23 protein-coding genes are annotated in these 23,380 nt (G+C 72.0%); 10 read left to right on the top strand and 13 right to left on the bottom strand.

Annotated elements, in window-relative coordinates:
- Positions 1 to 29: 29 nt before the first annotated feature.
- The gene (locus ABTW95_RS16830; protein ID WP_500226710.1) at positions 30 to 1,334 is read left to right on the top strand and encodes a dihydrolipoamide acetyltransferase family protein; all 1,305 of its coding nucleotides are present in this window, start codon (positions 30 to 32) and stop codon (positions 1,332 to 1,334) included.
- On the opposite strand, the gene ABTW95_RS16825 is transcribed toward ABTW95_RS16830, so the two are convergent.
- Positions 1,331 to 1,975, bottom strand: coding sequence for a TetR/AcrR family transcriptional regulator (locus tag ABTW95_RS16825; RefSeq protein ID WP_396449508.1), 645 nt, complete (start codon positions 1,973 to 1,975; stop codon positions 1,331 to 1,333). The two genes, ABTW95_RS16830 and ABTW95_RS16825, sit on opposite strands and share 4 nt — an antisense overlap.
- A gap of 95 nt (positions 1,976 to 2,070) precedes the next feature.
- Here ABTW95_RS16825 and paaZ point away from each other — a divergent pair, with 95 nt between their 5' ends.
- The 6 genes from paaZ to paaE are packed head-to-tail and all read left to right on the top strand — an operon-like array spanning position 2,071 to position 7,775.
- Entirely contained in the window at positions 2,071 to 4,110 is a 2,040-nt protein-coding gene (paaZ, locus tag ABTW95_RS16820; protein ID WP_500226709.1) for a phenylacetic acid degradation bifunctional protein PaaZ, read from the top strand.
- Entirely contained in the window at positions 4,107 to 5,051 is a 945-nt protein-coding gene (gene paaA / locus ABTW95_RS16815) for a 1,2-phenylacetyl-CoA epoxidase subunit PaaA (RefSeq protein ID WP_500226708.1), read from the top strand. The genes paaZ and paaA overlap by 4 nt, the downstream gene beginning before the upstream one ends.
- Positions 5,051 to 5,335 carry a 1,2-phenylacetyl-CoA epoxidase subunit PaaB gene (paaB, locus tag ABTW95_RS16810; protein ID WP_396449518.1) on the top strand — a complete coding sequence of 95 codons (285 nt, stop codon included), beginning with the start codon at positions 5,051 to 5,053 and terminating at the stop codon, positions 5,333 to 5,335. Before paaA ends, paaB begins: the two co-directional genes overlap by 1 nt.
- An 8-nt stretch (positions 5,336 to 5,343) precedes the next feature.
- A complete protein-coding gene (gene paaC / locus ABTW95_RS16805) occupies positions 5,344 to 6,216 on the top strand; it encodes a 1,2-phenylacetyl-CoA epoxidase subunit PaaC (RefSeq protein WP_396449517.1) in 873 nt (290 codons plus the stop codon).
- Positions 6,210 to 6,698, top strand: a complete 489-nt coding sequence (gene paaD / locus ABTW95_RS16800; RefSeq protein ID WP_396449505.1) for a 1,2-phenylacetyl-CoA epoxidase subunit PaaD — start codon at positions 6,210 to 6,212, stop codon at positions 6,696 to 6,698. The genes paaC and paaD overlap by 7 nt, the downstream gene beginning before the upstream one ends.
- Positions 6,699 to 7,775, top strand: a complete 1,077-nt coding sequence (gene paaE, locus ABTW95_RS16795) for a 1,2-phenylacetyl-CoA epoxidase subunit PaaE (protein ID WP_396449504.1) — start codon at positions 6,699 to 6,701, stop codon at positions 7,773 to 7,775. It begins immediately after the preceding gene.
- Between the two features lie 16 nt (positions 7,776 to 7,791).
- On the opposite strand, the gene ABTW95_RS16790 is transcribed toward paaE, so the two are convergent.
- Both ABTW95_RS16790 and ABTW95_RS16785 read right to left on the bottom strand, forming a co-directional pair.
- Complete coding sequence (locus tag ABTW95_RS16790) at positions 7,792 to 9,342, bottom strand: alpha/beta fold hydrolase (protein ID WP_500226707.1); 1,551 nt, start codon at positions 9,340 to 9,342, stop codon at positions 7,792 to 7,794.
- A complete protein-coding gene (locus ABTW95_RS16785) occupies positions 9,339 to 10,478 on the bottom strand; it encodes a serine hydrolase domain-containing protein (protein WP_500226706.1) in 1,140 nt (379 codons plus the stop codon). The genes ABTW95_RS16790 and ABTW95_RS16785 overlap by 4 nt, the downstream gene beginning before the upstream one ends.
- Before the next feature lie 244 nt (positions 10,479 to 10,722).
- Between ABTW95_RS16785 and ABTW95_RS16780 the strand changes: the two genes are divergently transcribed.
- Complete coding sequence (locus ABTW95_RS16780; RefSeq protein ID WP_396453996.1) at positions 10,723 to 12,327, top strand: GMC family oxidoreductase; 1,605 nt, start codon at positions 10,723 to 10,725, stop codon at positions 12,325 to 12,327.
- On the opposite strand, the gene ABTW95_RS16775 is transcribed toward ABTW95_RS16780, so the two are convergent.
- The 3 genes from ABTW95_RS16775 to ABTW95_RS16765 are packed head-to-tail and all read right to left on the bottom strand — an operon-like array spanning position 12,324 to position 15,872.
- Positions 12,324 to 12,779, bottom strand: coding sequence for a protein-tyrosine phosphatase family protein (locus ABTW95_RS16775; RefSeq protein ID WP_396449500.1), 456 nt, complete (start codon positions 12,777 to 12,779; stop codon positions 12,324 to 12,326). The genes ABTW95_RS16780 and ABTW95_RS16775 overlap by 4 nt on opposite strands.
- The gene (locus ABTW95_RS16770) at positions 12,776 to 13,330 is read right to left on the bottom strand and encodes a CGNR zinc finger domain-containing protein (protein WP_500226705.1); all 555 of its coding nucleotides are present in this window, start codon (positions 13,328 to 13,330) and stop codon (positions 12,776 to 12,778) included. The genes ABTW95_RS16775 and ABTW95_RS16770 overlap by 4 nt, the downstream gene beginning before the upstream one ends.
- 37 nt (positions 13,331 to 13,367) lie before the next feature.
- Entirely contained in the window at positions 13,368 to 15,872 is a 2,505-nt protein-coding gene (locus tag ABTW95_RS16765) for an ATP-dependent Clp protease ATP-binding subunit (RefSeq protein ID WP_500226704.1), read from the bottom strand.
- A gap of 250 nt (positions 15,873 to 16,122) precedes the next feature.
- On the opposite strand from ABTW95_RS16765, the gene ABTW95_RS16760 reads away from it, so the two are divergent.
- The gene (locus ABTW95_RS16760) at positions 16,123 to 17,097 is read left to right on the top strand and encodes a TIGR01777 family oxidoreductase (protein ID WP_396453999.1); all 975 of its coding nucleotides are present in this window, start codon (positions 16,123 to 16,125) and stop codon (positions 17,095 to 17,097) included.
- Between the two features lie 106 nt (positions 17,098 to 17,203).
- Here ABTW95_RS16760 and ABTW95_RS16755 read toward each other — a convergent pair whose 3' ends face one another.
- On the bottom strand, positions 17,204 to 17,392 hold the full coding sequence (locus ABTW95_RS16755; RefSeq protein ID WP_396449496.1) for a DUF397 domain-containing protein: 189 nt from the start codon (positions 17,390 to 17,392) through the stop codon (positions 17,204 to 17,206).
- A complete protein-coding gene (locus ABTW95_RS16750; protein WP_500226703.1) occupies positions 17,376 to 18,164 on the bottom strand; it encodes a helix-turn-helix domain-containing protein in 789 nt (262 codons plus the stop codon). The genes ABTW95_RS16755 and ABTW95_RS16750 overlap by 17 nt, the downstream gene beginning before the upstream one ends.
- Positions 18,165 to 18,313: 149 nt before the next feature.
- On the opposite strand from ABTW95_RS16750, the gene ABTW95_RS16745 reads away from it, so the two are divergent.
- On the top strand, positions 18,314 to 18,748 hold the full coding sequence (locus tag ABTW95_RS16745; protein ID WP_500226702.1) for an ATP-binding protein: 435 nt from the start codon (positions 18,314 to 18,316) through the stop codon (positions 18,746 to 18,748).
- A 54-nt stretch (positions 18,749 to 18,802) separates the two neighbouring features.
- Here ABTW95_RS16745 and ABTW95_RS16740 read toward each other — a convergent pair whose 3' ends face one another.
- The 5 genes from ABTW95_RS16740 to ABTW95_RS16720 form a co-directional block, all read right to left on the bottom strand.
- The gene (locus ABTW95_RS16740; RefSeq protein WP_500226701.1) at positions 18,803 to 19,336 is read right to left on the bottom strand and encodes a potassium channel family protein; all 534 of its coding nucleotides are present in this window, start codon (positions 19,334 to 19,336) and stop codon (positions 18,803 to 18,805) included.
- A gap of 269 nt (positions 19,337 to 19,605) precedes the next feature.
- Positions 19,606 to 20,982 carry an NADP-specific glutamate dehydrogenase gene (gdhA, locus tag ABTW95_RS16735; protein WP_396449492.1) on the bottom strand — a complete coding sequence of 459 codons (1,377 nt, stop codon included), beginning with the start codon at positions 20,980 to 20,982 and terminating at the stop codon, positions 19,606 to 19,608.
- 267 nt (positions 20,983 to 21,249) lie between these two features.
- Entirely contained in the window at positions 21,250 to 21,903 is a 654-nt protein-coding gene (locus tag ABTW95_RS16730) for a DUF4360 domain-containing protein (protein ID WP_396449491.1), read from the bottom strand.
- Positions 21,904 to 21,951: 48 nt separating this feature from the next.
- A complete protein-coding gene (locus ABTW95_RS16725) occupies positions 21,952 to 22,623 on the bottom strand; it encodes a DUF4360 domain-containing protein (protein ID WP_500226700.1) in 672 nt (223 codons plus the stop codon).
- 358 nt (positions 22,624 to 22,981) lie between these two features.
- Complete coding sequence (locus tag ABTW95_RS16720; protein ID WP_396449489.1) at positions 22,982 to 23,338, bottom strand: DUF488 domain-containing protein; 357 nt, start codon at positions 23,336 to 23,338, stop codon at positions 22,982 to 22,984.
- Positions 23,339 to 23,380: the final 42 nt, after the last annotated feature.

Here is a 23,380-nt window from a genome sequence, read left to right as displayed (position 1 = left end):
GGGGGGTCGTCCCCCCGCAAGAGACACGCATGAAGGTGGCGCAGCAGTCGGGCGCGACGGTCTTCAAGCTGCCCGACCTGGGCGAGGGCCTCACCGAGGCGGAGGTCCTGGAGTGGAAGGTCTCGGTCGGCGACACCGTCGCGGTCGACCAGATCATCGTCGAGGTGGAGACCGCGAAGGCCGCCGTGGACGTCCCGATCCCGGTCGCCGGCACGGTCACCGAGCTGTACGCCGAGCCCGGCGCCGTCGTGGACGTGGGCTCCCCCTTGATCGCGGTGACCGCCGTGGAGTCGGCGCCCGCCGAGAGCCCGGCGGCGGAGCGGTACCGGGAGGAGGAGCGCGCCGGTTCCGGGAACGTGCTCGTCGGCTACGGGACGTCCGGGAGCCGCCGGTCGCGGCGCCGCGCCGCCAAGCGGCCTCCGGCGCAGGCGGGGCCCCCGTCCCGCGAGGAGGTGCCGCGGGTCATCTCGCCCGTGGTGCGGCGCCTGGCGAAGGACCACGGGATCGACGTCGCCGCGGTGGCACCGACCGGTCCCGGCGGCGTCATCCTGCGGCGGGACGTGGAGAAGGCGATCGCCGCCGCCGCGCCGTCCGCCGGCGCGCCCCGCGAGGAGATCCGCGAGGAGATCCGCGAGGAGGCGGGCGCCGTGCGGGTCCCGCTCAAGGGCGTGCGGCGGGCGACGGCGGAGAAGCTGTCCCGCAGCCGCCGCGAGATCCCGGACGCGACCACCTGGGTGGACGTGGACGCGACCCGGCTGGTCAAGCTCAAGAGGAAGATCCAGGAGGCCGACCCGGACGCGGGCGTCGGGATGCTGGCCCTGTTCGCCGCCGTCTGCCTGACCGGCCTGCGGCGCTTCCCCGAGCTGAACGCCTACGTGGACGCGGAGCGGCAGGAGATCGTCCGGTTGCCGCACGTGCATCTCGGGTTCGCCGCGCAGACCGACCGGGGCCTGGTGGTGCCGGTGGTCCGCGACGCGCACGAGATGACGCTGGCCGAGCTCGCGGCCGCGCTGCGGGAGCGCACCGAGCAGGCCCGCGAGGGGCGCCTCGCGCCGGGCGACCTCACCGGCGGCACGTTCACGCTGAACAACTACGGCGTGTTCGGCGTGGACGGCTCGACCCCGATCATCAACCATCCCGAGGCGGCCATGCTCGGCGTCGGGCGGATCGCCGACAAGCCGTGGGCGCACAAGGGGAAGGTGCGGCTGCGCAAGGTGACGCAGCTGTCGTTCACGTTCGACCACCGGGTCTGCGACGGCGGCGTCGCCGGCGGTTTCCTCCGCTTCGTCGCCGACTGCGTGGAGCGTCCGGAAGTGCTGGTCACCCACCGCTAGCCGCCGCGCGGCGGCGCAGGCCGCGGGCCGCTCCGCAGGCCGTCGAACGCGACCTTGCAGAGCGCGTCGGCGATCTCTTCCCCGCTCGCGCCGCCGCGCGGCCTGTACCACTCGATCAGCGAGTTGACCAGGCCGAACAGCAGCCGGGCCGCGATCGCCGGGTCGATGTCGGGGCGGATGTCGCCGTCCGCCTCGGCCTCGGCGACCAGCCCGGACACCAGGTGGTCGAACTCGCGGCGGCGGGCCAGCGCCCGCTTCTCGACGGCGGTGTTGCCGCGCACCCGCAGCAGCAGGGTGACGAACGGCTGCTGCGCGACGAGGACGGCGACGCTGGCCCGGACGAGGTGCTCCAGCCGGTCGATGGCGCGCCCCTCGACGGCCGCGGTCTCCTCGGCGGCGGCGAACAGCCCGTCGAGCGCCCGGTCGACGGCGAGCTGGAGCAGCTCGTCCTTCCCGGCGACGTGGTGGTAGATCGCGGACTTGCTGATGCCGAGGCGCTTCGCCAGGTCGTCCATGCTGGTGCCGTCGTAGCCGCGCTCGTTGAACACCCGCACGGCGACGCGCAGCAGCGACTCCTTGTCGTAGCCGGGCCGTCCCCGCCGGTTCGCCCGCCCGCCGCCCGCATTGTTCACGGGGCTCATTATCGCAGCGCCGAAGCCGTCCCGGCTCTTCTCCCGGGCCCCGCCGGCGGGTTAATATCTGACTGAACGGACGGTCAGTAATTCGAGGAGGTCGGATGGCTCCGCTGCCCAGCTACGTGTCCGGTGCCTGGCATGTCCCACCGGACGAGGGCGCGCCGCTCACCGACGCCGTGACCGGCGAGGAGGTCGCGCGGATCTCCTCCGCCGGCATCGACATGGCCGCGGCGCTGGAGCACGGCCGCCGCACCGGCGGGCCGGCGCTGCGCGAGCTGACCTTCCACCAGCGCGCCGCGCTGCTCAAGGAGCTCGGGCTCCACCTGCGCGAGCACCGCGACGAGCTGTACGCGCTGTCGGCGCGCACCGGCGCGACCCTCGCCGACTCGAAGATCGACGTGGACGGCGGCATCGGCGTCCTGCTCGCCTACGCGAGCAAGGGCAAGCGCGAGCTGCCGAACGACACCGTGCTCGTCGACGGCGACGTGGAGCCGCTGAGCAAGGGCGGCACGTTCGCCGGACGGCACGTCTGCACGCCGCTGCAGGGCGTCGCCGTGCAGATCAACGCGTTCAACTTCCCCGTGTGGGGGCCGCTGGAGAAGCTCGCGCCCGCGTTCCTCGCCGGGATGCCGAGCCTGATCAAGCCCGCGCCGCAGACGGCGTACCTGTCCGCGCGGCTGGCCGAGCTGATCGTCGAGTCGGGCATCCTGCCGGAGGGGACGCTCCAGCTCGTCTGCGGCGACCCGCGCGACCTGCTGGACCACCTGACCGAGCAGGACGTCCTGGCGTTCACCGGGTCCGCCGCCACCGGGCGGCTGCTGCGCGGCCACCCCGTGGTGACCGGGCGGTCGGTGCGGTTCAACGCGGAGGCCGACTCGCTGAACTGCTCGATCCTCGGCCCCGACGCCCGTCCCGGAACGGCCGAGTTCGACCTGTTCGTGAAGCAGCTCGTCACCGAGATGACGGTGAAGGCCGGCCAGAAGTGCACGGCCATCCGGCGCGCCCTGGTGCCGTCCGAGCTGATGGACGACGTGGCCGAGGCGGCGGGCGAGCGGCTCGCGCGGGTGAAGATCGGCAACCCGTCCGACCCGGAGGTCCGGATGGGCGCGCTCGCCACCCTCGACCAGCGCGACGAGGTCCGCCGGCAGCTGAAGAAGCTTCTGGACGCGGGGCGCATCGTGTTCGGCGACCCCGAGAAGGTCGACGTCATCGGCGCCGACGCCGAGCGCGGCGCGTTCATGTCGCCGGTCCTGCTCCGCGTGGACGACGCCGAGCGCCCCGAACCCCACGAGGTGGAGGCGTTCGGCCCGGTCAGCACGCTGCTCCCGTACGACGGCGGCGCCGCGCACGCGGTCGCGCTCGCGGCCCGCGGGCTGGGCAGCCTGGTCGGCTCGGTCGTCACCGCCGACCCCGAGTTCGCGCGCCGCGTCGTGCTGGGCGCCGCGCCGTGGCACGGTCGGCTGCTCGTCCTGAACGAGGAGGACGCGAAGGAGTCCACCGGGCACGGCTCCCCCATGCCGGGCCTGGTGCACGGCGGCCCGGGGCGCGCGGGCGGCGGCGAGGAGATGGGCGGCATGCGCGGCGTCATGCACCACATGCAGCGCACCGCCGTCCAGGCCGGGCCGTCGATGCTGTCCGCGATCACCGGGCGCTGGACGCGGGGCGCCGCCCGCACCGAGAGCGGCGTCCACCCGTTCCGCAAGCACCTCGAAGAGCTGCGGATCGGCGACACGGTCGTCGCCGGCCCCCGCACCGTCACCCTCGACGACATCGAGCACTTCGCCGAGTTCACCGGCGACACCTTCTACGCCCACATGGACGAGGAGGCCGCCAAGGCGAACCCGTTCTTCGGCGGCCGCGTCGCGCACGGCTACCTGGTGGTCTCGTTCGCGGCGGGCCTGTTCGTGTCGCCCGAGCCCGGCCCCGTCCTCGCGAACTACGGGCTGGAGAACCTGCGGTTCCTCACCCCCGTCAAGCCGGGCGACGAGCTGACGGTGAAGCTCACCGCCAAGCAGATCACCCCGCGGGAGAACGCCGCCTACGGCGAGGTCCGCTGGGACACCGAGGTCACCAACCAGGAGGGCGCCGCGGTCGCGACGTACGACGTCCTGACCCTGGTGGCCAAGCGGGAGGCATCATGACGCAGGACACCGCGGAGACGCTGGAGCACTTCGAGCGGACGATCGAGCGCGACCAGCGGATCGAGCCGCGCGACTGGATGCCGGAGAAGTACCGGGCGACGCTGATCCGGCAGATCGCGCAGCACGCGCACTCCGAGATCATCGGGATGCAGCCGGAGGGCGCCTGGATCACCCGCGCGCCGTCGCTGCGCCGCAAGGCGATCCTGCTCGCCAAGGTGCAGGACGAGGCCGGCCACGGCCTGTACCTGTACTCGGCGGCGGAGACGCTCGGCGCCGACCGGTCCGACCTGACCGGCAAGCTGATCTCCGGGAAGCAGAAGTACTCGTCGATCTTCAACTACCCGACGCTGACGTTCGCGGACGTCGGCGTGATCGGCTGGCTGGTGGACGGCGCCGCGATCTGCAACCAGGTGCCGCTGTGCCGCAGCTCCTACGGCCCGTACGCGCGGGCGATGATCCGCATCTGCAAGGAGGAGTCGTTCCACCAGCGGCAGGGCTACGAGCTGCTCATGACCCTCATGCGCGGCACGGACGCGCAGCGGGAGATGGTGCGGGACGCCGTGAACCGCTGGTGGTGGCCGTCGCTGATGATGTTCGGCCCGCCGGACGCCGACTCCACGCACACCGCGCAGTCCATGGCCTGGAAGATCAAGCGGCACACCAACGACGAGCTGCGGCAGCGGTTCGTGGACATGACCGTCCCGCAGGCGGAGGCGCTCGGCGTCGCGCTCCCCGACCCGGACCTGCGCTGGAACGAGGAGCGCGGCCACTACGACTTCGGCGAGATCGACTGGTCGGAGCTGAAGCGCGTGATCAGCGGCGACGGCCCCTGCAACGCCGAGCGGATCGAGCGGCGCCGCAAGGCCCACGAGGACGGCGCCTGGGTGCGCGAGGCCGCCGCCGCGCACGCCGCGAAGCACGCCCGGAAGGAGGTCGCGTGATGGAGGGGAACTGGCCGCTCTACGAGGTGTTCGTCCGCGGCAAGCGCGGCCTGAACCACGTGCACGTCGGCTCGCTGCGCGCCCCCGACGCCGAGATGGCGCTGCGCAACGCCCGCGACCTGTACACGCGGCGGAACGAGGGCGTCAGCATCTGGGTGGTGAAGTCGGAGGACATCACCGCGTCCAGCCCGGACGAGAAGGACCCCTTCTTCGCGCCCAGCGGCGACAAGGTCTACCGGCACCCGACGTTCTACGAGATCCCCGAGAACGTCCCCCACATGTGAGGCTTCCGATGTCGTCCGACAACCCGTTCGAGGCCCTCTCCGAGCAGAGCGACGACACCCGCTGGGCGTTCGGCACCGGGTTCGAGGATCCGCTCGCCGGGATCGACCCGTCCGTCCCGGACGGCGTCGACCGCGCCGCGCTGGCCGCGTACTGCCTGATGCTCGGCGACGACGCCCTCGTCATGTCGCACCGCCTCCAGGAATGGTGCACGCACGCACCCGAGCTGGAGGAGGAGGTCGCGCTCGCCAACATCGCGCTCGACCTGCTGGGCCAGGCCCGGCTGCTGCTGGCGCGCGCCGGCGTCGCCGAGGACAAGGGCCGCGGCGAGGACGACCTCGCCTACTTCCGGGACGCGCCCGACTTCCGCAACGTCGGCCTGGCCGAGGTCGAGAACGGGGACTTCGCGTACTCGACCGTCCGGCTCCTCATGTTCGCGACGTGGCGCCTGGCGATCCTCGACCGCCTGACCTCCTCCCGCGACCCGGTCCTCGCCGCGATCGCCGCCAAGGGCGTCAAGGAGGTCGCCTACCACCGCGACCACGCCGCGCTCTGGACGATCAGGCTCGGCGACGGCACCGACGTGTCCCACGAGCGCGCCCAGCGGGCCCTGGACGACCTCTGGCCGCTGACCGGCGAGCTCTTCGCGACGCACGAGGTCGAGCGCCACCTGGCCGACGCCGGCGTCGGCGTCGACCCGTCCGACGTGCGCGCGGAGTTCGACGCCGTCCTCGACGAGGTCCTGTCCCGCGCCACGCTCGACCGGCCCGAGCCCGCCCCGTCCCACCTGGCCGGGCGGGACGGCGCGCACTCGCCCGCGCTCACCGGCCTGCTGGCGGAGATGCAGAGCCTGGCCCGCGCCCATCCGGGGGCGACATGGTGAGCGCCCGAGCCGTCGCCGAGGCGGTCACCGACCCCGAGCTGCCGATGCTCACGCTGGCCGAGCTGGGGGTCCTGCGCGACGTCACGGAGGAGTCCGGCCGCGTCGAGGTGACGATCACCCCGACCTACACCGGCTGCCCGGCCCTGGACACGATGCGCGCCGACCTCCGCAAGAGCCTCGCCGACGCCGGATACGGCGACGTGGAGATCCGCACGGTCCTCGATCCGCCCTGGACGAGCGACTGGATCAGCGACTCGGGGCGCCGCAAGCTCCGGGAGGCCGGGATAGCGCCGCCCGGTCCCGCGCCCCGCCGCGCCTCCGGCCCGATCCCCCTCGCGCTGGGCCCGACCCGGCGCGTCCGGTGCCCGCACTGCGGCTCCGCCGACACGGCCGAGGTGTCCCGGTTCGGCGCGACCGCCTGCAAGTCGCTGCGCCGCTGCGAGTCCTGCCGGGAACCGTTCGAGCACTTCAAGGAGATCTGAGTGACGCTCACCGAGGTCGCGCCGCGCCGCGCCGGGTTCCACGCGCTCCGCGTCGCGGGCGTCGAGCGCCTGTGCGACGACGCGGTCGCGGTCACCTTCGACGTGCCGCCGGACCTGGCGGACGCCTACCGCTTCCGCCCCGGCCAGTTCCTCACGCTGCGCCGCACGATCGGCGGCCGCGAGGAGCGCCGCTCCTACTCGATCTGCGCGCCGGCCGGGGCCGCGCCGCGCATCGGCGTCCGCGAGATCCCGGACGGCCTGTTCTCGTCCTGGCTGGTCCACGACGTGCGGCCGGGCGATGCCGTCGAGGTGCTGCCGCCGTCGGGCACGTTCACCCTCGGCGCCACCGCCGCCCACCACGTGCTGATCGCCGCGGGCTCGGGCATCACGCCCGTCCTGTCGATCGCCGCGTCCGCCCTCGCCGACCCCGCCGCCCGCGTCACCGTCCTCTACGGCAACCGGCGCAGCGGCACGGTGATGTTCGCCGACGAGCTCGCCGACCTGAAGGACGCCCACCCCGACCGGTTCGAACTCGTCCACGTCCTCTCCCGGGAGCCGCGCGAGGCGGAGCTGTTCACCGGACGCCTGGACGCCGCCAAGCTCCGCACGCTCCTCCCCCTGATCGTCCCGGTCGCCGACGTCGGCCATTGGTGGCTGTGCGGCCCGCTCGGCATGGTCACCGACGCCCGCGACGTCCTGCGGGGCTTCGGCGTGCCCCGCGACCGCGTCCACCAGGAGCTGTTCTACGTGGACGAGCCGCCCCCCGAGCCGAACCGGAAGGAGTCCGCCCCCACCGGCCCGGCCTGCGAGGTCACCGTCATCCTGGACGGCCGCTCCACGACCCTCACCCAGCCCCAGGACGCGCGGATCCTGGACTCCGCTCAGCGCGTCCGCCCGGACCTGCCGTTCGCCTGCAAGGGCGGCGTCTGCGGCACCTGCCGCGCCCGGGTCGTCGAAGGCGAAGCCGACATGCGCCGCAACTTCGCCCTGGAACCGTCCGAGGTGGACGCCGGCTACATCCTGACCTGCCAGTCGACCCCGTCCACCCCCCGCCTGACCGTCGACTACGACACCTGAGAGCCGGCCCGGCCGGTCATTCCGGGGCGCAGACGAGGTCGCGGGCGGGCGGGCGCCCGGTCGCGAGGTAGTCGTTCACCCGGTCCCGGACGCACAGGTTCGGGTACCCGCGCTGGTAGGGCGCGTGGACGTTCGCCCGCAGCGTGATCATGCGGGTGCCGGGCAGCATCCGGTGGGCGGTCAGGTTGCTCGCGTAGGTGGTGCGGGTGTCACCGGTCGCCGCCACCATCAGCGCGCGCAGGGGGCCGACGCCCCGGACCGGCGGCTCGGCGGGGCGCACCGGCCAGAACGCACACGGGCCGATGCCGCGGCCCACCGGCGCGAACAGGGGGCTTGCGGCGCGGTGCCGCCGCACGTCCCGCCAGTAGACCTCCGGGTCGCGCGGTGCCGCGGCGTCACCGCAGATGATGGCGCTCTGCCCGCTGCCGTACCGCGACTCCGCCCCGGTCAGCAGGAAGGCGAGTTCCTCGTCCAGGTCGGGGGTGGGCTGCGCGGGGCGCCCGGCCGCGGCGTCCGCCAGCACCCGCACCGACGCGGCGAGGCTCGCCCGCGCCGCGTCCTCGTCGGTGCCGAGGTTGTCGAACAGCACCACCGGCAGCATCGTGTCGTCCAGGCGGTACCTGCCGACGGCGAGCGGCGCGCGGGCGGACGCCGCGTAGATCCGCTCGACGGTGGCCAGGACCTCGCCGCGCGTCTCCCCGAGCCCGTACGTGGCGTGGCGCTCCGCCGCCCACGCCGCCCAGTCGCCGAGCGCCCGGTCGTTCGCCCGCGTCATGGTGGCGATGACGCGCGGCCCCCAGGACAGCGTGTCCTGCGAACTGTCGAGGACGACCCGGTCGAGGCGGCCCGGGAACATCGCCGCGTAGACCTGGCCGAGGTAGGTGCCGTAGGAGGCGCCGTTGTAGGACACCTTCCGCTCGCCGAGCGCGCCGCGGACGACGTCCATGTCGCGGGCGATGTTGCGGGTGCTGATGTACGGGAGGACATCGCCGTTCGTCCGCGCGCATCGCCGTGCCAGGTCCTCGGCGAACGCGACCGACCGGTCGAACGAGCGGCGGGTCGCGCCCGCGCCCTTGATCCATGTGGCGGCCGGCCAGCCGCAGTCGATTCCGCCGCTGCGGCCCAGGGAGCGCGGATCCATGCCGACGAGGTCGTAGCGCGGCCCCGCCGCGCCCATGAGGTCGCGCATGTAGGGCGGCATGTCGATCGACGGCCCCGGCCCGCCCCCGTTGAGGATCATCGTCCCGATGCGGTGCCCGGTGTCGGAGGCCTTGAGCCGGGAGATCGCGACGGTCATCGTCCGGCCGCCCGGCCGGGCGTAGTCGAGCGGGACGGTCACGTCGGCGCACCGCGCGCCGGCCCTGTCGAGTTCCGCGCCGACCTCGTCGTCCGGGCCGAGCGCGCACGCCTTCCAGGTGAGCCGCTGGTGGTAGAACCGGCCGAGGCCGCCTCCCGTTTCACCGGCGGCGCCGCGCTCCCCGGCCGGGGCCGCCCAAGCGGCGGGGGCGAGCAGTGCCAGCGCGGCGGCCGCTCCGGTCAGCGCCGCCGCCCGTCGGATCGTCTTCATGCGGTCTCCTCGCACAGGGCGGTCTGGACGAGGTCCAGTTCGCCGGTGAACGCTTCAAAGGTGGACGGGTTCTCGTTGAAGGCGACCGCGACGCGGCGCCCGGACGGCGCCGTGCCGGAGATCGCCGTGAAGCCGTCGATGTCGCCGGCGTGGCCCCACCAGGTGCCGCCGCAGCGCAGCGGCGTGCCGATAAGCCCGAGGCCGTACCGCGCGCCCTCCCACACGCGGTCGGGGTCGGCGGGGACGGTCCGCTTCATCTCCGCGAGCATCGCCGGAGGCAGCAGCCGCCCGCCCGTCAGCGCCCCGAAGAACGCGCTGACGTCGCGCGGGGTGGAGATGAGCGCGCCACCGGCCCCGCCCGCCGAGATGTTCATCTCGGTGTAGTCGGTGTACGAGCCGTCCTCCTCGCGGACGTAGCCGCGCGCATGCGGGCCGCGGATCCACGTCTCGTCACCGGGCCAGTAGGTGTCGTGGAGCCGCAGCGGCGTGATGATCCGGCGCGACACCTCGTCCTCCACCGCGTGCCCGGTGGCCTTCTCCACGATGAGCCCGGCGATCACATAGTTGGTGGTGGAGTAGTGCCATCCGGGCGCGGGACGGGGCAGGGTCAGCGCCCGCGCCACCAGCTCCTCCGGCTCGAAGTGCCGGAAGCGGAAGTCCTCGGTGCTCTCGAACGTGTCCATGTGGTCGGGCAGGCCGCTGGTGTGCCGCAGCAGGCTCCGGATGGTGATCTTCCGGCCGTCGTAGCCGTTCCGGTCGATCAGGCCGGGCAGGTAGCGCGCCACGGGCGCGTCCAGGCGGACGCGGCCCTCCGCCGCCAGCGCGAGAACCGTGGCGGCCGTGAACGTCTTTGTGATGCTGCCGATCCGCCCCCGCAGGCCAGAGGTCATCGGACGGCCCGTCCGCCGGTCGGCGACGCCGCTCGCGTGCGTCCACGTCCCGCAGCGCGGGTCGTCGACCCGCACCGCCGCACCCGTCAGGCCGTGGACGCGCGTCATGCGCTCCAGGGCCGCCCGCAGGGCGTGATGGTCGGCGCAGCGGGCCTGTCCGGCCCGCGCCGGCTCCGGCGCCGCCGCGGTGGCGGCGACCGCCGCGGCTCCCAGCAGCAACGCGATGATCCGCTGAATCTTGGTCATGTCACCTGGACGCTAGGCGGGCGCGCTCCCCCGGACACTGGTGTGCTCTCCCTGAACGGGGGTGGGGCCAGCCCCATCCCGCCCTCGGGGGGTTCCGGTGACCGGGACAGGGGTTGGACGGGGGTTCCGGCGCTCTTACGATCGGCGCACCCATGAGCCGCCTGCCGGCGGTGACGATCGGGCCGGGCGCGGGCCCTCGACTGGGGTCGTCCGCGCGTGCGCGGGCACCGGCGGAGAGGAAGACATGGACCAGACCGCTGACTACGTGGTGGTGGGGGCCGGGAGCGCGGGGTGCGTGCTGGCGCGGCGGCTCGCCGATTCGGGGGCGAGCGTCGTCCTGGTGGAGGCGGGCGGGCCGGACCGGACGCCGCTGGTCCGCAAGCCCGGCCTGATCGCCGTCTTCCACAACGTCCCGCAGCTGAAGAAGAAGCTGGACTGGGGGTTCTACAGCGCCCCGCAGGAGCACGCGCTGAACCGGAAGATCCCGCAGACGCGGGGGAAGGTGCTCGGCGGGTCCGGGTCGATCAACGGGATGCTGTTCGTGCGGGGGCACCGCAGGAACTACGACGACTGGGCCGCGGACGGCTGCGCCGGCTGGGGCTTCGACGACGTCCTCCCCAGCTACAAGCGCATGGAGAACTGGGAGGACGGCGCCGGCGAGCTGCGCGGCGCCGGCGGGCCGATCCAGGTGACCCGGCAGCGCGACCTCACGCCCGCGTCGGAGGCGTTCATCGAGGCGCTGATCGAGACGGCCGGGGTGAAGCGGAACGACGACTACAACGGCGAGGAGCAGGAGGGCGCGGGCGTCTTCCAGCAGAGCGTCGACAAGGGGCTGCGCTACAGCTCGTCCGTCGGCTACCTCGACGACCACGGGCTCGCGAACCTGACGGTGCTGACCGGTGCGCTGGTGGGGCGCGTGGTGATCGACAAGGGCCGGGCCACGGGCGTCGAGGTCGTCACGAAGAAGGGGACGTCGACGATCCGGGCGTCCAAGGAGGTCGTGCTGGCGGCCGGCGCGTTCGGGTCCCCGCAGCTGCTGATGCTGTCCGGGGTCGGCCCCGCCGCGCACCTGCGGGAGCACGGCATCGAGGTGCACGCCGACCTGCCCGTCGGCGACAACCTGCACGACCACATGTTCGTGCCGATGACGTTCGTCATGGACACGGCCCGGCACCGGGGCACCGCGCCGTACTTCGCGCGGGGCGTCGCCAAGGAGTGGACGAAGGGCGGGACGTGGGTGGCCCGCAGCGTGTTCGAGGCGGTCGGGTTCGTCCGCACCGGGCACGCCGGCGACATCCCCGACCTGCAGATCCACGCGCTGCCGTGGTCGTACCCGTTCCCGAACCAGGACGCCCCGGTGCGCCACAAGGTGGACAAGCGGCCCGCGCTGACGATCATGCCGACGCTGATCTACCCGAAGAGCCGCGGCACGGTCCGGCTCGGGTCGGCGGACCCGTCCGCCCCGCCGGTGATCGACCCCGGCTACCTGAGCGAGCCCGACGACGCCCGGCTGCTGCTGGACGGCATCGAGCTCGTCCGGGAGGTGATGGCGAACAAGGCGATCGCCGGGGACGTCAAGCTGGAGCTGTCCCCCGGCCCGTCCTTCCCGGACCGGGCCGCGCTGGCGAAGGAGCTGCCGAACCGCGCGACGACCGTCTACCACCCGGTGGGCAGCTGCCGCATGGGGTCGGACGAGCGGGCCGTCGTCGACCCCGCGCTGCGGGTGCGGGGCATCGAGGGCCTGCGGGTCGCGGACGCGTCGATCATGCCGAGCATCACCGGCGGCAACACCAACGCCCCCAGCATGATGATCGGCGAGCACGCCGCAACCCTGATCCTGGGCGCCTAGCCGCCTCGCCGGGGTCGTGGGTCCGTCGGGAAGCGCAGGACCCAGCGGCGCTGCCACGGGGTCTCCACGGCGCGCCGGTGGTAGTGCTCGCGCGCCCAGACGACCGCCTCGGACGGGTCCACCCCGGACAGGACGGCCAGGCACGCGATGACGGTGCCCGTGCGCCCGACGCCGCCGCCGCAGGCGACCTCCACCGCCTCACCGGCCACGGCCCGCTCGTGCAGGGCGCGGATCTGCCGGACGGCCTCGTCCCGGTCGCGGGGCAGCCGGAAGTCGGGCCAGTCGAGCCACGCCGACTCCCAGCGCAGCGCCGGCCCGTGGCGGCGGCGGAGCTTCGCCGAGCCCAGGTAGAGGCCGAAGTCCGGTTCGGGGCCGTCCGGCAGCGGGTCGCGCAGGCCGCGGCCCCTGATCCACGCGCCGTCCGGGAGCCGGATCGCGCCGGTGAGGGTCATCGGGCCGCCTCCCGCCTGCGGGCGCGGTGGTTGGCGACGTTCAGCCGGTTCCCGCACCGCTCCGGCATGCAGTAGCGGCGGCGCCCGGCGCGGCTGGCGTCGGCGAAGACGCCGCGGCAGCCGGGCGCGGCGCACGCGCGGAACCGGTCGTGGCCGAGCGCCCGGACGAGCCCGAGCAGCGCGACGCCGAGCACGGCGGCCAGTTCGCCCGCGAGGGACGCGTCCCGGGCGGTCGGGACGTACCACTGCCACCGGCCGGACGGGTCGCGGCGCAGCACGGGCGCCAGCCCGGCGTGCCCGGCGAGCAGCGACGCGCCCTCCACCGCCCGCTCGGCGGTCCCGGCCTCCATGACGGCGCGCACCTCGCGGCGGAGCAGGCGCACCTGCTCGACGTCCGCGGCGGTGGGCGTCCGGACGTCGTACGCCGCGAGGAGGGCGGCCAGCTCGGCGGGGCCGGTGAGCGCCTCGGCGCCCCGCACGTCCGGCGACGTGGCGACCAGGTCGTTCGCGACCTCGACACCCGCCGCGTAGTCGGCGAGGGGAATGAGCACACGTCCTCCTGTAAGGGTTGCAGGAGGACTGTAGCCCTTACCCGGTGCTGACGTCGAACTGCAGGCCGCCGTTCGCGGCGGAGACCTCCACGTGCCGGCCGTGCTCCAGGTCGCCGGACAGCAGCAGGTCGGCGAGCTGGTCGTCCACCTCCCGCTGGATCGTGCGGCGCAGCGGCCGGGCGCCGAACTCCGGCTGGTAGCCGCGCTCGGCGAGCCAGTCGACGGCCTCGGGGGTGAAGTCGACGTCGACGTCCTGGGCGCGGAGGCGGCGGCGCGTCTCGTCCAGCAGCAGGTCGGTGATCTGCCGCAGCTGGCCCGCCTCCAGCCGCCGGAACACGATGATCTCGTCGATCCGGTTGAGGAACTCGGGCCGGAACGACTCGCGCAGCCGCCGCATGATCCGGTCGCTGAGCGCGCCCCCCTCGCCGTCGCGCCCGCCGAAGCCGATCTCGTTGGTGCCGCTGATCAGCTCGGAGCCCAGGTTGGACGTCATGATCACGACGGTGTTGCGGAAGTCGACGGTGCGGCCCTGCGCGTCGGTCAGCCGGCCGTCGTCGAGGAGCTGGAGCAGGACGTTGAACACGTCCTGGTGCGCCTTCTCGATCTCGTCCAGCAGGATCACCGAGTACGGCTGCCGCCGCACGGCGTCGGTCAGCTGCCCGGCCTCCTCGTATCCGACGTAGCCGGGCGGGGCGCCCATCAGCCGGCTGACGGTGTGCCGCTCCTGGAACTCGCTCATGTCGAACCGGATCATCCGGTCCTGGCTGCCGAACAGGGCCTCCGCCAGGGCCTTCGCCAGCTCGGTCTTGCCGACGCCGGTCGGGCCGAGGAAGAGGAACCCGCCGATCGGGCGGTCCGGGTCGCCCATGCCGGCGCGGGACCGCCGGACGGCCCGCGCCACCGCCTCCACCGCGTCCTCCTGCCCGATGACGCGCTGGTGCAGGTGCTCCTCCAGCCGGGTGAGCCGCTCCTTCTCGGCCTGCGTGAGCTGCGTGACCGGCACCCCGGAGATCCGGGAGACGACCTCGGCGACGTCCTCGACGGCCACCTCGGGGACGGTCGCGGGCGCGTCATCGTCGCGGGCGGTCTCCAGGTCCTTCTCCAGCCGGGCGATCTCGTCGCGCAGCTCGGACGCCTTCTCGTAGTCCTCGTCCGCGACGGCCTGGTCCTTCTCCCGGCGCCGCCGGTCGAGCCGCTGCTCCAGCTCGCGCCTGCCGCCGTCCCGCGTGCCCGCGCGCAGCCGGACGCGGGCGCCCGCCTGGTCGATCAGGTCGATCGCCTTGTCCGGCAGGAACCGGTCGGTCAGGTACCGGCTGGACAGGTCCACGGCCGCGACCAGCGCCTCGTCGTTGTACCGCACCGAATGGTGCGCCTCGTAGCGGTCGCGGAGGCCGCGCAGGATCTCGATGCTGTCGTCGGGGCTCGGCTCCGACACCAGGATCGGCTGGAACCGGCGCTCCAGCGCCGCGTCCTTCTCGATGTTGCGGCGGTACTCGTCGATGGTGGTCGCGCCGACGACGTTCAGCTCGCCCCGCGACAGCGGGGGCTTCAGCATGTTCCCCGCGGACATCGCGCCCTCGGCGCTGCCCGCGCCCACGATCGTGTGGATCTCGTCGATGAACACGACCAGCTCGTCGGCGTGCTCGCGGATCTCGTCCACGACCTTCTTCAGCCGCTCCTCGAAGTCGCCCCGGTACCGGGTGCCGGCGACGACCCCGCCGAGGTCGAGCTGGACGAGCCGCTTCCCGCGCAGCGTCTCCGGCACCTCGTCGTCGACGATCCGCTGCGCGAGGCCCTCGGCGATCGCGGTCTTCCCGACCCCCGGGTCGCCGATCAGCACCGGGTTGTTCTTGGTGCGCCGCGACAGCACCTCGACGGTCTCCTCGATCTCCCGCTCCCGCCCGATCACCGGGTCGATCCGGCCCTCCCGCGCCAGCGCGGTCAGGTCGCGGCCGAACTCGTCCAGCGTCGGCGTCTCGGACGGCTGCCCGCCGCCCCCGCCGCCCGGCGGCTGCCCCGGCCCGCCGCCCGTCGCCGCCTGCTGGAGCGTGTCGGGCGTCACGTGCTCGTGGTCGAGGATGCGCCCCGCGCTGGACCCCCGGTCGAGCGCCAGCGCGAACAGCAGATGCTCGGGCCCGATGTAGGACGACCCGAGCGCCCGCGAGACCTGGTGCGAATCCAGCAGCGCCCGCTTGGCGGACGGCGTCAGCTCCGGCGGCACGTCCCGCGGCTCGCCCCGCCGGGCATGGCTCTCGATCTCGTCCTTGATCTTGTCGGGGTCGGCACCGGCCCGCACGATCCACTGCCGGGTGCCCTGCTGCCGGGTCGCCGCCCACAGCAGGTGGTCGGTGTCCAGATCGACGCTGCCCCACCGGGCCGCCTGGGCCGCCGCGTCCCGCACCAGTTCGCGCGCGGGCTCGCTCATCAGCCGGGCGATGCTGATCCGCTCCTGCGGGCGCCGGTGCGCCCGCGAGCCGAAGAAGCGGGCGAGCATCTCCTCGAACGGGTCCATCCCCCCGGCCCCGTACCACCCCGCGGTCATCTTCGAAACCCCCCGGTCGAAGGACACGTCTTAGCAATGGTGACTCACGTGCCCGTGCCTTGGCCCGGGAAACCCGCGTCCCGCGGCCGTGCCGCCGGTGAAGACGATCTTGTCCGCCGCCTCGGCGAGCACGCTCGCGGTCGGCGGCGCGTGCGCCGTCCAGGAGCCCATGCCGCCGCCGATGTGACCACGCCGACATTTGAACGCGTTCAAAACTCCGCTAGGCTCGCCCCGAGGAAAGGGTGACGCCATGAAGGTTGTGATCCCCGGGGGAACCGGACAGGTGGGCACGATCCTGGACCGCGCCCTGACGGCGGCAGGACACGAGGTCGTCGTCCTGACCAGGAGGCCCGCGCACGAACGCCAGGTCCATTGGGACGGGCGGACGCTCGGACCGTGGGCCGACGTGATCGACGGCGGCGACGTCGTGATCAACCTGGCAGGCCGCAGCGTCAGCTGCCGGTACACGCCGGCGAACCTGCAGGAGATGATGGATTCGCGCGTGCTGTCCGCACGCGCCGTCGGCCAGGCGATCGCGGCCGCCGCGAAGCCCCCGCGGGTGTGGCTGCAGATGAGCACCGCCACGATCTACGCGCACCGGTTCGACGCGCCCAACGACGAGGCGACCGGCGTGATCGGCGGCCGCGAGCCCGGCGTGCCGGGCTACTGGGAGTACAGCGTCCGGATCGCCCGGAACTGGGAACGGGAGCAGGACCGTGCCGCGACCCCGCACACCCGCAAGGTCGCCCTGCGCGCGGCCATGGTGATGAGCCCGGACCGCGGCGGGGTGTTCGACGTCCTGTCATGGCTGGCGCGCCTCGGCCTGGGCGGCCCGGTCGCGGGCGGCGCGCAGTACGTGTCCTGGATCCACGATGAGGACTTCGTCCGAGCGGTCGAGTTCCTGATCGACCGGGACGACTTCACCGGCCCGGTGAACCTGGCCGCCCCGGAGCCCCTGCCGCACCGATCGTTCATGCGCGCCCTGCGAACCGCCTGGCGCATGCCGGTGGGCCTCCCCGCGACCGCATGGATGGCGGAGCTCGGAGCACTGGCAATCCGCTCAGACACCGAACTGCTCCTGAAAAGCCGCCGCGTAATCCCCGGCCGCCTCACAGAAGCCGGCTTCACCTTCGACCACCCGCGATGGCCGGAGGCAGCCGCCGACCTGGCGCACCGCCGCCGCGCGACCAACCCGCAGCGGTCACACGAAACCTCGCCCACCTGAGGGCCTTGACTTTGGAGGGGCGGCACCGTACGCAGCGCCACCCCCACCACCAATTCGTCGAACAACCAATACGGTTCGATACCTCTGACCGCGTGGGGGGAGGCGGCTAAAGGTCGAGGTCACCGGCCTTGATCCGGTTGACCAGAGCCGCTAGTTCGCCAGGCTCCAGGGCCAGCCGCGGCCCCTCCGGATCCTTGGAGTCCCGAATCAGACGGATCGAGGTGTCGGTCGAGACCTCGACGCACTCGCCCTGGCCGCCGCCCTGGCTGTGGCTGCTCTTACGCCAGCGGATCATCTTGCATCGTCTCCATCGTCTTCCGAATCAGGTCCCGCGTGCCCTCCTCGGACAGCGCATGGCACCTGATCTCGTCGAACCGAATGCCCAGCCGGGTGACCTCGGCCGGATCTTCGATCAGTCTCCCACCGAATTGGGCTTCTACATACCCGATGCGGCACCTATCCGCCTTGGTGAGCATGACCACCGGTCCGTCCAGCCCAGGGTGCCATCCTGCACACATCTTCACTGCCTGGATGTGTATATGCGGCAACTCTCCGACATCGAGCAGATGCTGAAGTTGCTCGCGCATGACACTTCCATCCGGCCAGTTGCGGAGGACCACCGCTTGGTCGAGGACGACGAAGAGGTGGGGACGGTTCTCGACCCGGGTTATGATGTCCCGGCGCGCAAGTCGCTGCGCGATGAGTTCCTCATTTACCTGGCCCTTGTACGCGGTAGCGCGCATGTAACCCTCGGTCTGCAGTAGACCGGGGATGTAGAGCGGCTGGAAGGTGCGAATCTCGGTCGCCTCGTTCTCGTGAGCGATATACGCCTCGAACCACTCATTGAGGTGCTCGCGCTTGGCGTGATGCCAGAGGCCCTGAAACATCTCACCGGTTCCGAAGAACTCGTCCAGCTTCTTGCAGAAGTCCTCGTCAGGGCGGTTCCGGCGGCTCTCGTAGGCGGCGATGGTCTCGCGGGTCGCGTACATCTCCTTCGCCAGGTCGTTCTGGCTCATGCTTCTCGCCTCGCGCATCAGCCGCAGTGTGTAGGCCAACTGGGCTCTCATGCTGTGGCGGGGATCTATGGGGACAGATGGGGGCATGTCTGACCCTCCACGGTTGGTATAACTCGAAGTACCAAGCATTCATATAGTCACCTCCCATCGGAGGCGTCAATCTGTGGGTCGGAATTCACAGGCGCAGCGAAAGCGAACCGATGAGTACGACCCCCGAAGAAACCAAGATCACCTCACTCGCGTCGGCACTGCGGACGGAGCGGGACCGGAGGTTCACCTTCACCTGCCTCGCGACGCCGGCGAGTGTAGGAATTGCCCGAAAAGCCGCTAAGCAGGCCGCGCTCGCGCTGGGTTGCACGGAAGAAATAGCCGAAAATGTCTGCCTTGTCGTGTCCGAACTGGTCACCAACTCGGTTCGTGCGGCCGCGCACACCGGAATCCGGGTGACGGTCGCCGAGGACGTCCCCGGCCACATCACGGTCGAAGTGTGGGACCAGTCTCCCGGCCTGCCGCAGAGAAGACCGGCCGGCCCCCTGGACCTCAACGGACGAGGGCTCGGGATCGTCGCGGCGCTGGCCGTCCACTGCGGGGTGCGGCAGGAAAACGGCGGAAAGGCCGTCTACGCCGTCCTATGAACCATGGCCTGAAACCCACAGGCCCCGACGGACGACGGCGGCGGTCCGTAGCGGCTATGGGCTGTCGCCGTGGCCGTGGCGTTCGACGCCTCTGCGCATCGCGTCGATCAGGACCTTCACGACCAACCCGAGGAAGACCAGGTCACCGATCATCTGGACCATGGTGAGCACCCGCGCCCCCTGCGACCGCGGCGCGATATCTCCGAACCCGACCGATGAGAAGACGGTCATGGTGAAGTACAGCGCGTCGACATGCGTCAGCGGCTCGGAGAAGGCGTCCGGCGCACTGTTCTCCATCAGGCAGTAGCCCGCGGCGAACACGATGAGGAACACGGGGAGGGACGTCGCGATGGCCTCGACGGTGCGCAGCCGGGGCATGGACGAGCGCGCGATCGCCCGTGCCTGCCAGCTGACCAGACCGCCCAGCGCGGCGAGCGCACAGATCAGCACCACCCCGGTCATCGTCGTGAACGGCCTGGTCAACGGCGCGGCGAAGTAGGCGATCAGCAGGCACAGCGTGATCGAAGACGTGCGCAGGACCATCCGGAGCACAAGCCTGCGACGGTCTCTCCCTGCCTGGATCTCCACTCCACGTCCATGCCCCGCGCGACGGGAAAATCGCCGAGGCGAGGCAAGGCGTCAGCGGGGGTGAGGGGCGATCCGGACGTGGCGGGATCACGGGCGCAAAAGAGAAGAGTGTGCGCGAAGTCGGGGTTCGGGGAACTGGGAGGTCGGGGAGGCGGCCGAGTGGGTGGGCCTTCGTCGTTGAAAGCACCGGCGGCCGGAGCGGGCGGGGCCCTCGCCGTTGAAGGCGCCCGTCCCGGGAAGGGGCAGGTGAAGCAGAGCTTCGGTTCGGGTCAGATGAGGCCCTGGGCGAGCATGGCGTCGGCGACGCGCTCGAAGCCCGCGATGTTGGCGCCGACGACGTAGTCGCCGGGGGCGCCGTAGCGTTCGGCGGTCTCGTAGCAGGTCTCGTGGATGTTCGTCATGATCGTCGACAGTTCCTCCTCCACGCGGGAGAAGGACCAGGAGGCGCGGCTCGCGTTCTGCCGCATCTCCAGCGCGCTGACCGCGACACCGCCGGCGTTGGCGGCCTTGCCGGGGCCGAACGCGACGCCCGCGTCCTGGAAGATGTGCACCGCCTCCGGCGTGGTCGGCATGTTGGCGCCCTCGGACACCGCCTTCACGCCGTTGCGGACGAGGATCCGCGCGGCCTCCGCGTCCAGCTCGTTCTGCGTGGCGGACGGCAGCGCGATGTCGGCCGGGACGTCCCATACTCGCCCGCCGGGGATGTACCGGGCGGACCCGCCGCGCTTCTCGGCGTAGTCGGACACGCGGCCCCGCTCGACCTCCTTCACCTGCTTGAGCAGGTCGAGGTCGATGCCCTTCTCGTCCACCACGTAGCCGCCGGAGTCGGACACGGTGATCACGTTGGCGCCGAGCTGCTGCGCCTTCTCGATCGTGTAGATCGCGACGTTCCCGGAGCCGGACACGACGATCTGCTGGCCGTCGAGGTCCTCGTTGCGGCGGCGGAGCATCTCGGCGGTGAACATGACGTTGCCGTAGCCGGTCGCCTCCGTCCGGCAGGCGGAGCCGCCCCACAGGGCGCCCTTGCCGGTCAGCATGCCCGCCTCCCAGCGGTTCGTGACGCGGCGGTACTGCCCGAACAGGTAGCCGACCTCGCGGGCGCCGACGCCGATGTCCCCGGCCGGGACGTCGGTGTGCTCGCCGACGTGGCGGTACAGCTCGGTCATGAACGACTGGCAGAACCGCATGACCTCCTCGTCGGAGCGGCCGTGCGGGTCGAAGTCGCTGCCGCCCTTGCCGCCGCCGATGCCGAGCCCGGTCAGCGCGTTCTTGAAGATCTGCTCGAAGCCGAGGAACTTGACGATGCCGAGGTTGACGGTCGGGTGGAAGCGGAGCCCGCCCTTGTACGGGCCCAGCGCGCCGTTGAACTCGACACGGAAGCCGCGGTTGACGTGGATCTCGCCGTTGTCGTCCTGCCAGGGCACCCGGAACATGATCTGCCGCTCCGGCTCGATCAGCCGCTCGACCATCTTGGCGGCGGCCAGCCCGGGCCGGGCCGCCAGCACCGGGCCGAGCGATTCGAGAACCTCGTGGACGGCCTGGTGGAATTCCGGTTCGCCGGGGTCCCGCCGGAGGACCCTGTCGTAGGACTCTTCCAGGAGGGCCAGGGTCTCGGGCGGCGCCGGCAGACGGGGGGCCAGTGGCATGGTCGGGTTCCTTCCTTCAGACCCCTCCACTGTAAAACCTGCGTTTCACCGCCTGAGACAGGGTGACCGCAGGTCGGAACCCGTCTATGACTGACAACAGACCTTTCACCGACCCGCTCACAACACTGCCCCGGACGAACAATGGACTGAGTCGGCGTCCGTCCTAGCGCGGCGCCGGCCCCCAGAGGCGGCACGGTCCCGGACACGATGCCGGGCCGCGTCCTTCCCTGGGCGGGGACGCGGCCCGGCTGGAGCGGGGGCGTGTCGTCAGCCCGGGCACTTCTTCCACGCGAAGTGGTAGGTGGTCTTGACGCCGCCGTCGGCCGAGTCGAAGGCCATGAAGCTGGTCTCCGACGCGTCCGAGCTGCCCTGGTACACGCGCAGCTCGGTGTTGATGTTGAAGTTGCGGTCCTCGCCGCACGGCTTGAACACCAGCTCGGTGACGGGCGTCCGGTCGGAGAACTGCCAGTTGTCCGAGTACGCGCCCTTGATCGTGTGGCTGACCGGCGTGGTCTGCGCCATGCCCTGGTGGTAGTAGTTCGCCTTCTCCATGCCGGTCGCGCCGGCGGCGAGATAGGCGAAGCCGCGGTAGTCGGCGCCGGCGATCGCATAGGTGAACCCTTGCGGGACGTGCACCCGCAGGTTGATCTGGCAGTTCTTGCGGAAGTCCGTCGGGTTGGAGTTCCCGCCGGCCTGCGCCAGGTAGTCGCTGTAGGTGACGGTGAACGCGGTGTTGTCGCTCGCCGTCGCCACCGCGGCGGTGCCGGGCGAGCAGCCGGACCCGTTCACCGTGAGGACGTCGATGACGATCCGGTCGGGGGGCGGCGGGTCGGCGGGGGCGGCGGACGCGGCGGGGGCCGCGGACAGCGGCAGCGCCAGGGCGGCCGCGCAGGCCGCCGGAACGGTCAGTCCTTTGCGCATCGGTCGTTACTCCTTTACTCGGGGCGGCTCAACGGGGGGCTCCAGGCGTCACCGGGGTGCTCGCCACCACGGCGGGCACTGCTTCCAGGCGAAGTGATAGGTGGTCTTGATCGTGCCGTCGGTCGAGTCCATGGAGATGAAGCTCGTCTTGGCCGGATCGGAGGTGCCCCTGAGCACCCGCAGCTCCGTGTTGATGTTGAAATTGCGCTCCTCGCCGCACGGCTTGTAGACGAGCTGCGCGACGTCATTGGTGTCGGTGAACTGCCAGTTGTCGGCGTACTCGCCCTTGATGTTGTGCGAGATGGCGGAGGTCTGCGGCATGCCCTGGAAGTAGTAGCTGGCCTTCTCGATGGCGCTGGCGCCGGGCTCCAGCCAGGCAAACCCGCGGTAGTCGGCCGACGCGATGGCGTAGGTGAACCCCTGCGGGACGTGCACCTTCATGTTGATCTGGCAGTTCTTCCGGAAGTCGGTCGGCGCCGAGGAGCCGCCCGTCTGCGCCATGTAGTCGCTGTAGGTGACGGTGAACGCCTCCTTGTCGTCCGAGACGGCGACGGCGGCGGTCCCGGCCGGGCACCCGGACCCGTTGACGGTCGCGATCTCGATCGTCACCCCGTCCGGGCCGCGGCGGAGCGGGGCGGCGGAGGCCGGCGCGGCGAGCCCGGCCGCGACGGCGATCCCGGAAATTGCGGCGGCAGCGGAAACGGCAATCCCTTTACGCATGCGATTCCTCCTCGCTGGAGCCTGCGCAAAGGGAGCGTAAACTTCCCAGTTCAGAGGGGTCAATCAGCGGTTTTCAACAGCCCATCGGCATAATGGAGCGAGCCAATCGAAAGCAGGCCGGCACCCGAGCAGCGACATTGGACCGTCCATGAAACTCGCCCGTTAAAAGGGATCGTTCCATTAAGACCGCAAGTGAATTCAACCACCCGTCAAGAAGCCCTCGAAGGCGGGTCGCCGGGGCGCACGTCCCGGGCGGCCGCTTCGCCCGGCCTCGGAGGCGCCCGGCGGGCCGCGGCAATCCGCGCCGCGGTCGGCCGGAGTCGCGGTCGGCCGGAGTCGCGGTCAGCCGGAGTCGCGGTCAGCCGGAGTCGCGGAGGCGGGCGGCGAGGACGGCGGCCTGGCTGTGGTCGATGTCCTTGGTGGCGGTGAGCAGGGTGATCGTGCCGTCGCCGGCGAGTTCGCGGAGCCGGTCGAAGGCGGCGGCGCGTTCGGGGTCGCGCAGCTCCGCGTCGTAGCGGTCGGTGAACTCGTCGAACTTGTCCACGTCGTGGCCGTACCACTTGCGCAGCTCGGTCGAGGGGGCGACGTCCTTCTCCCACGCGTCCAGCCGGGCCTTGTCCTTGGACAGCCCGCGCGGCCACACGCGATCGACCAGCACCCGCTTGCCGTCCTCGGACGAGGCGGGCTCGTACACCCTGCGCAGCTTGACCTCCATGCTTCCTCAATACCCGGCTCGGCGGCGCCATGCGCGGGTTTT

The organism is Spirillospora sp. NPDC127506 (genome assembly GCF_040302145.1).
Lineage (GTDB): Bacteria > Actinomycetota > Actinomycetes > Streptosporangiales > Streptosporangiaceae > Spirillospora.
Note: the sequence above shows the minus strand (reverse complement) of the source record. Positions and strands in the feature narration are given on the sequence as shown.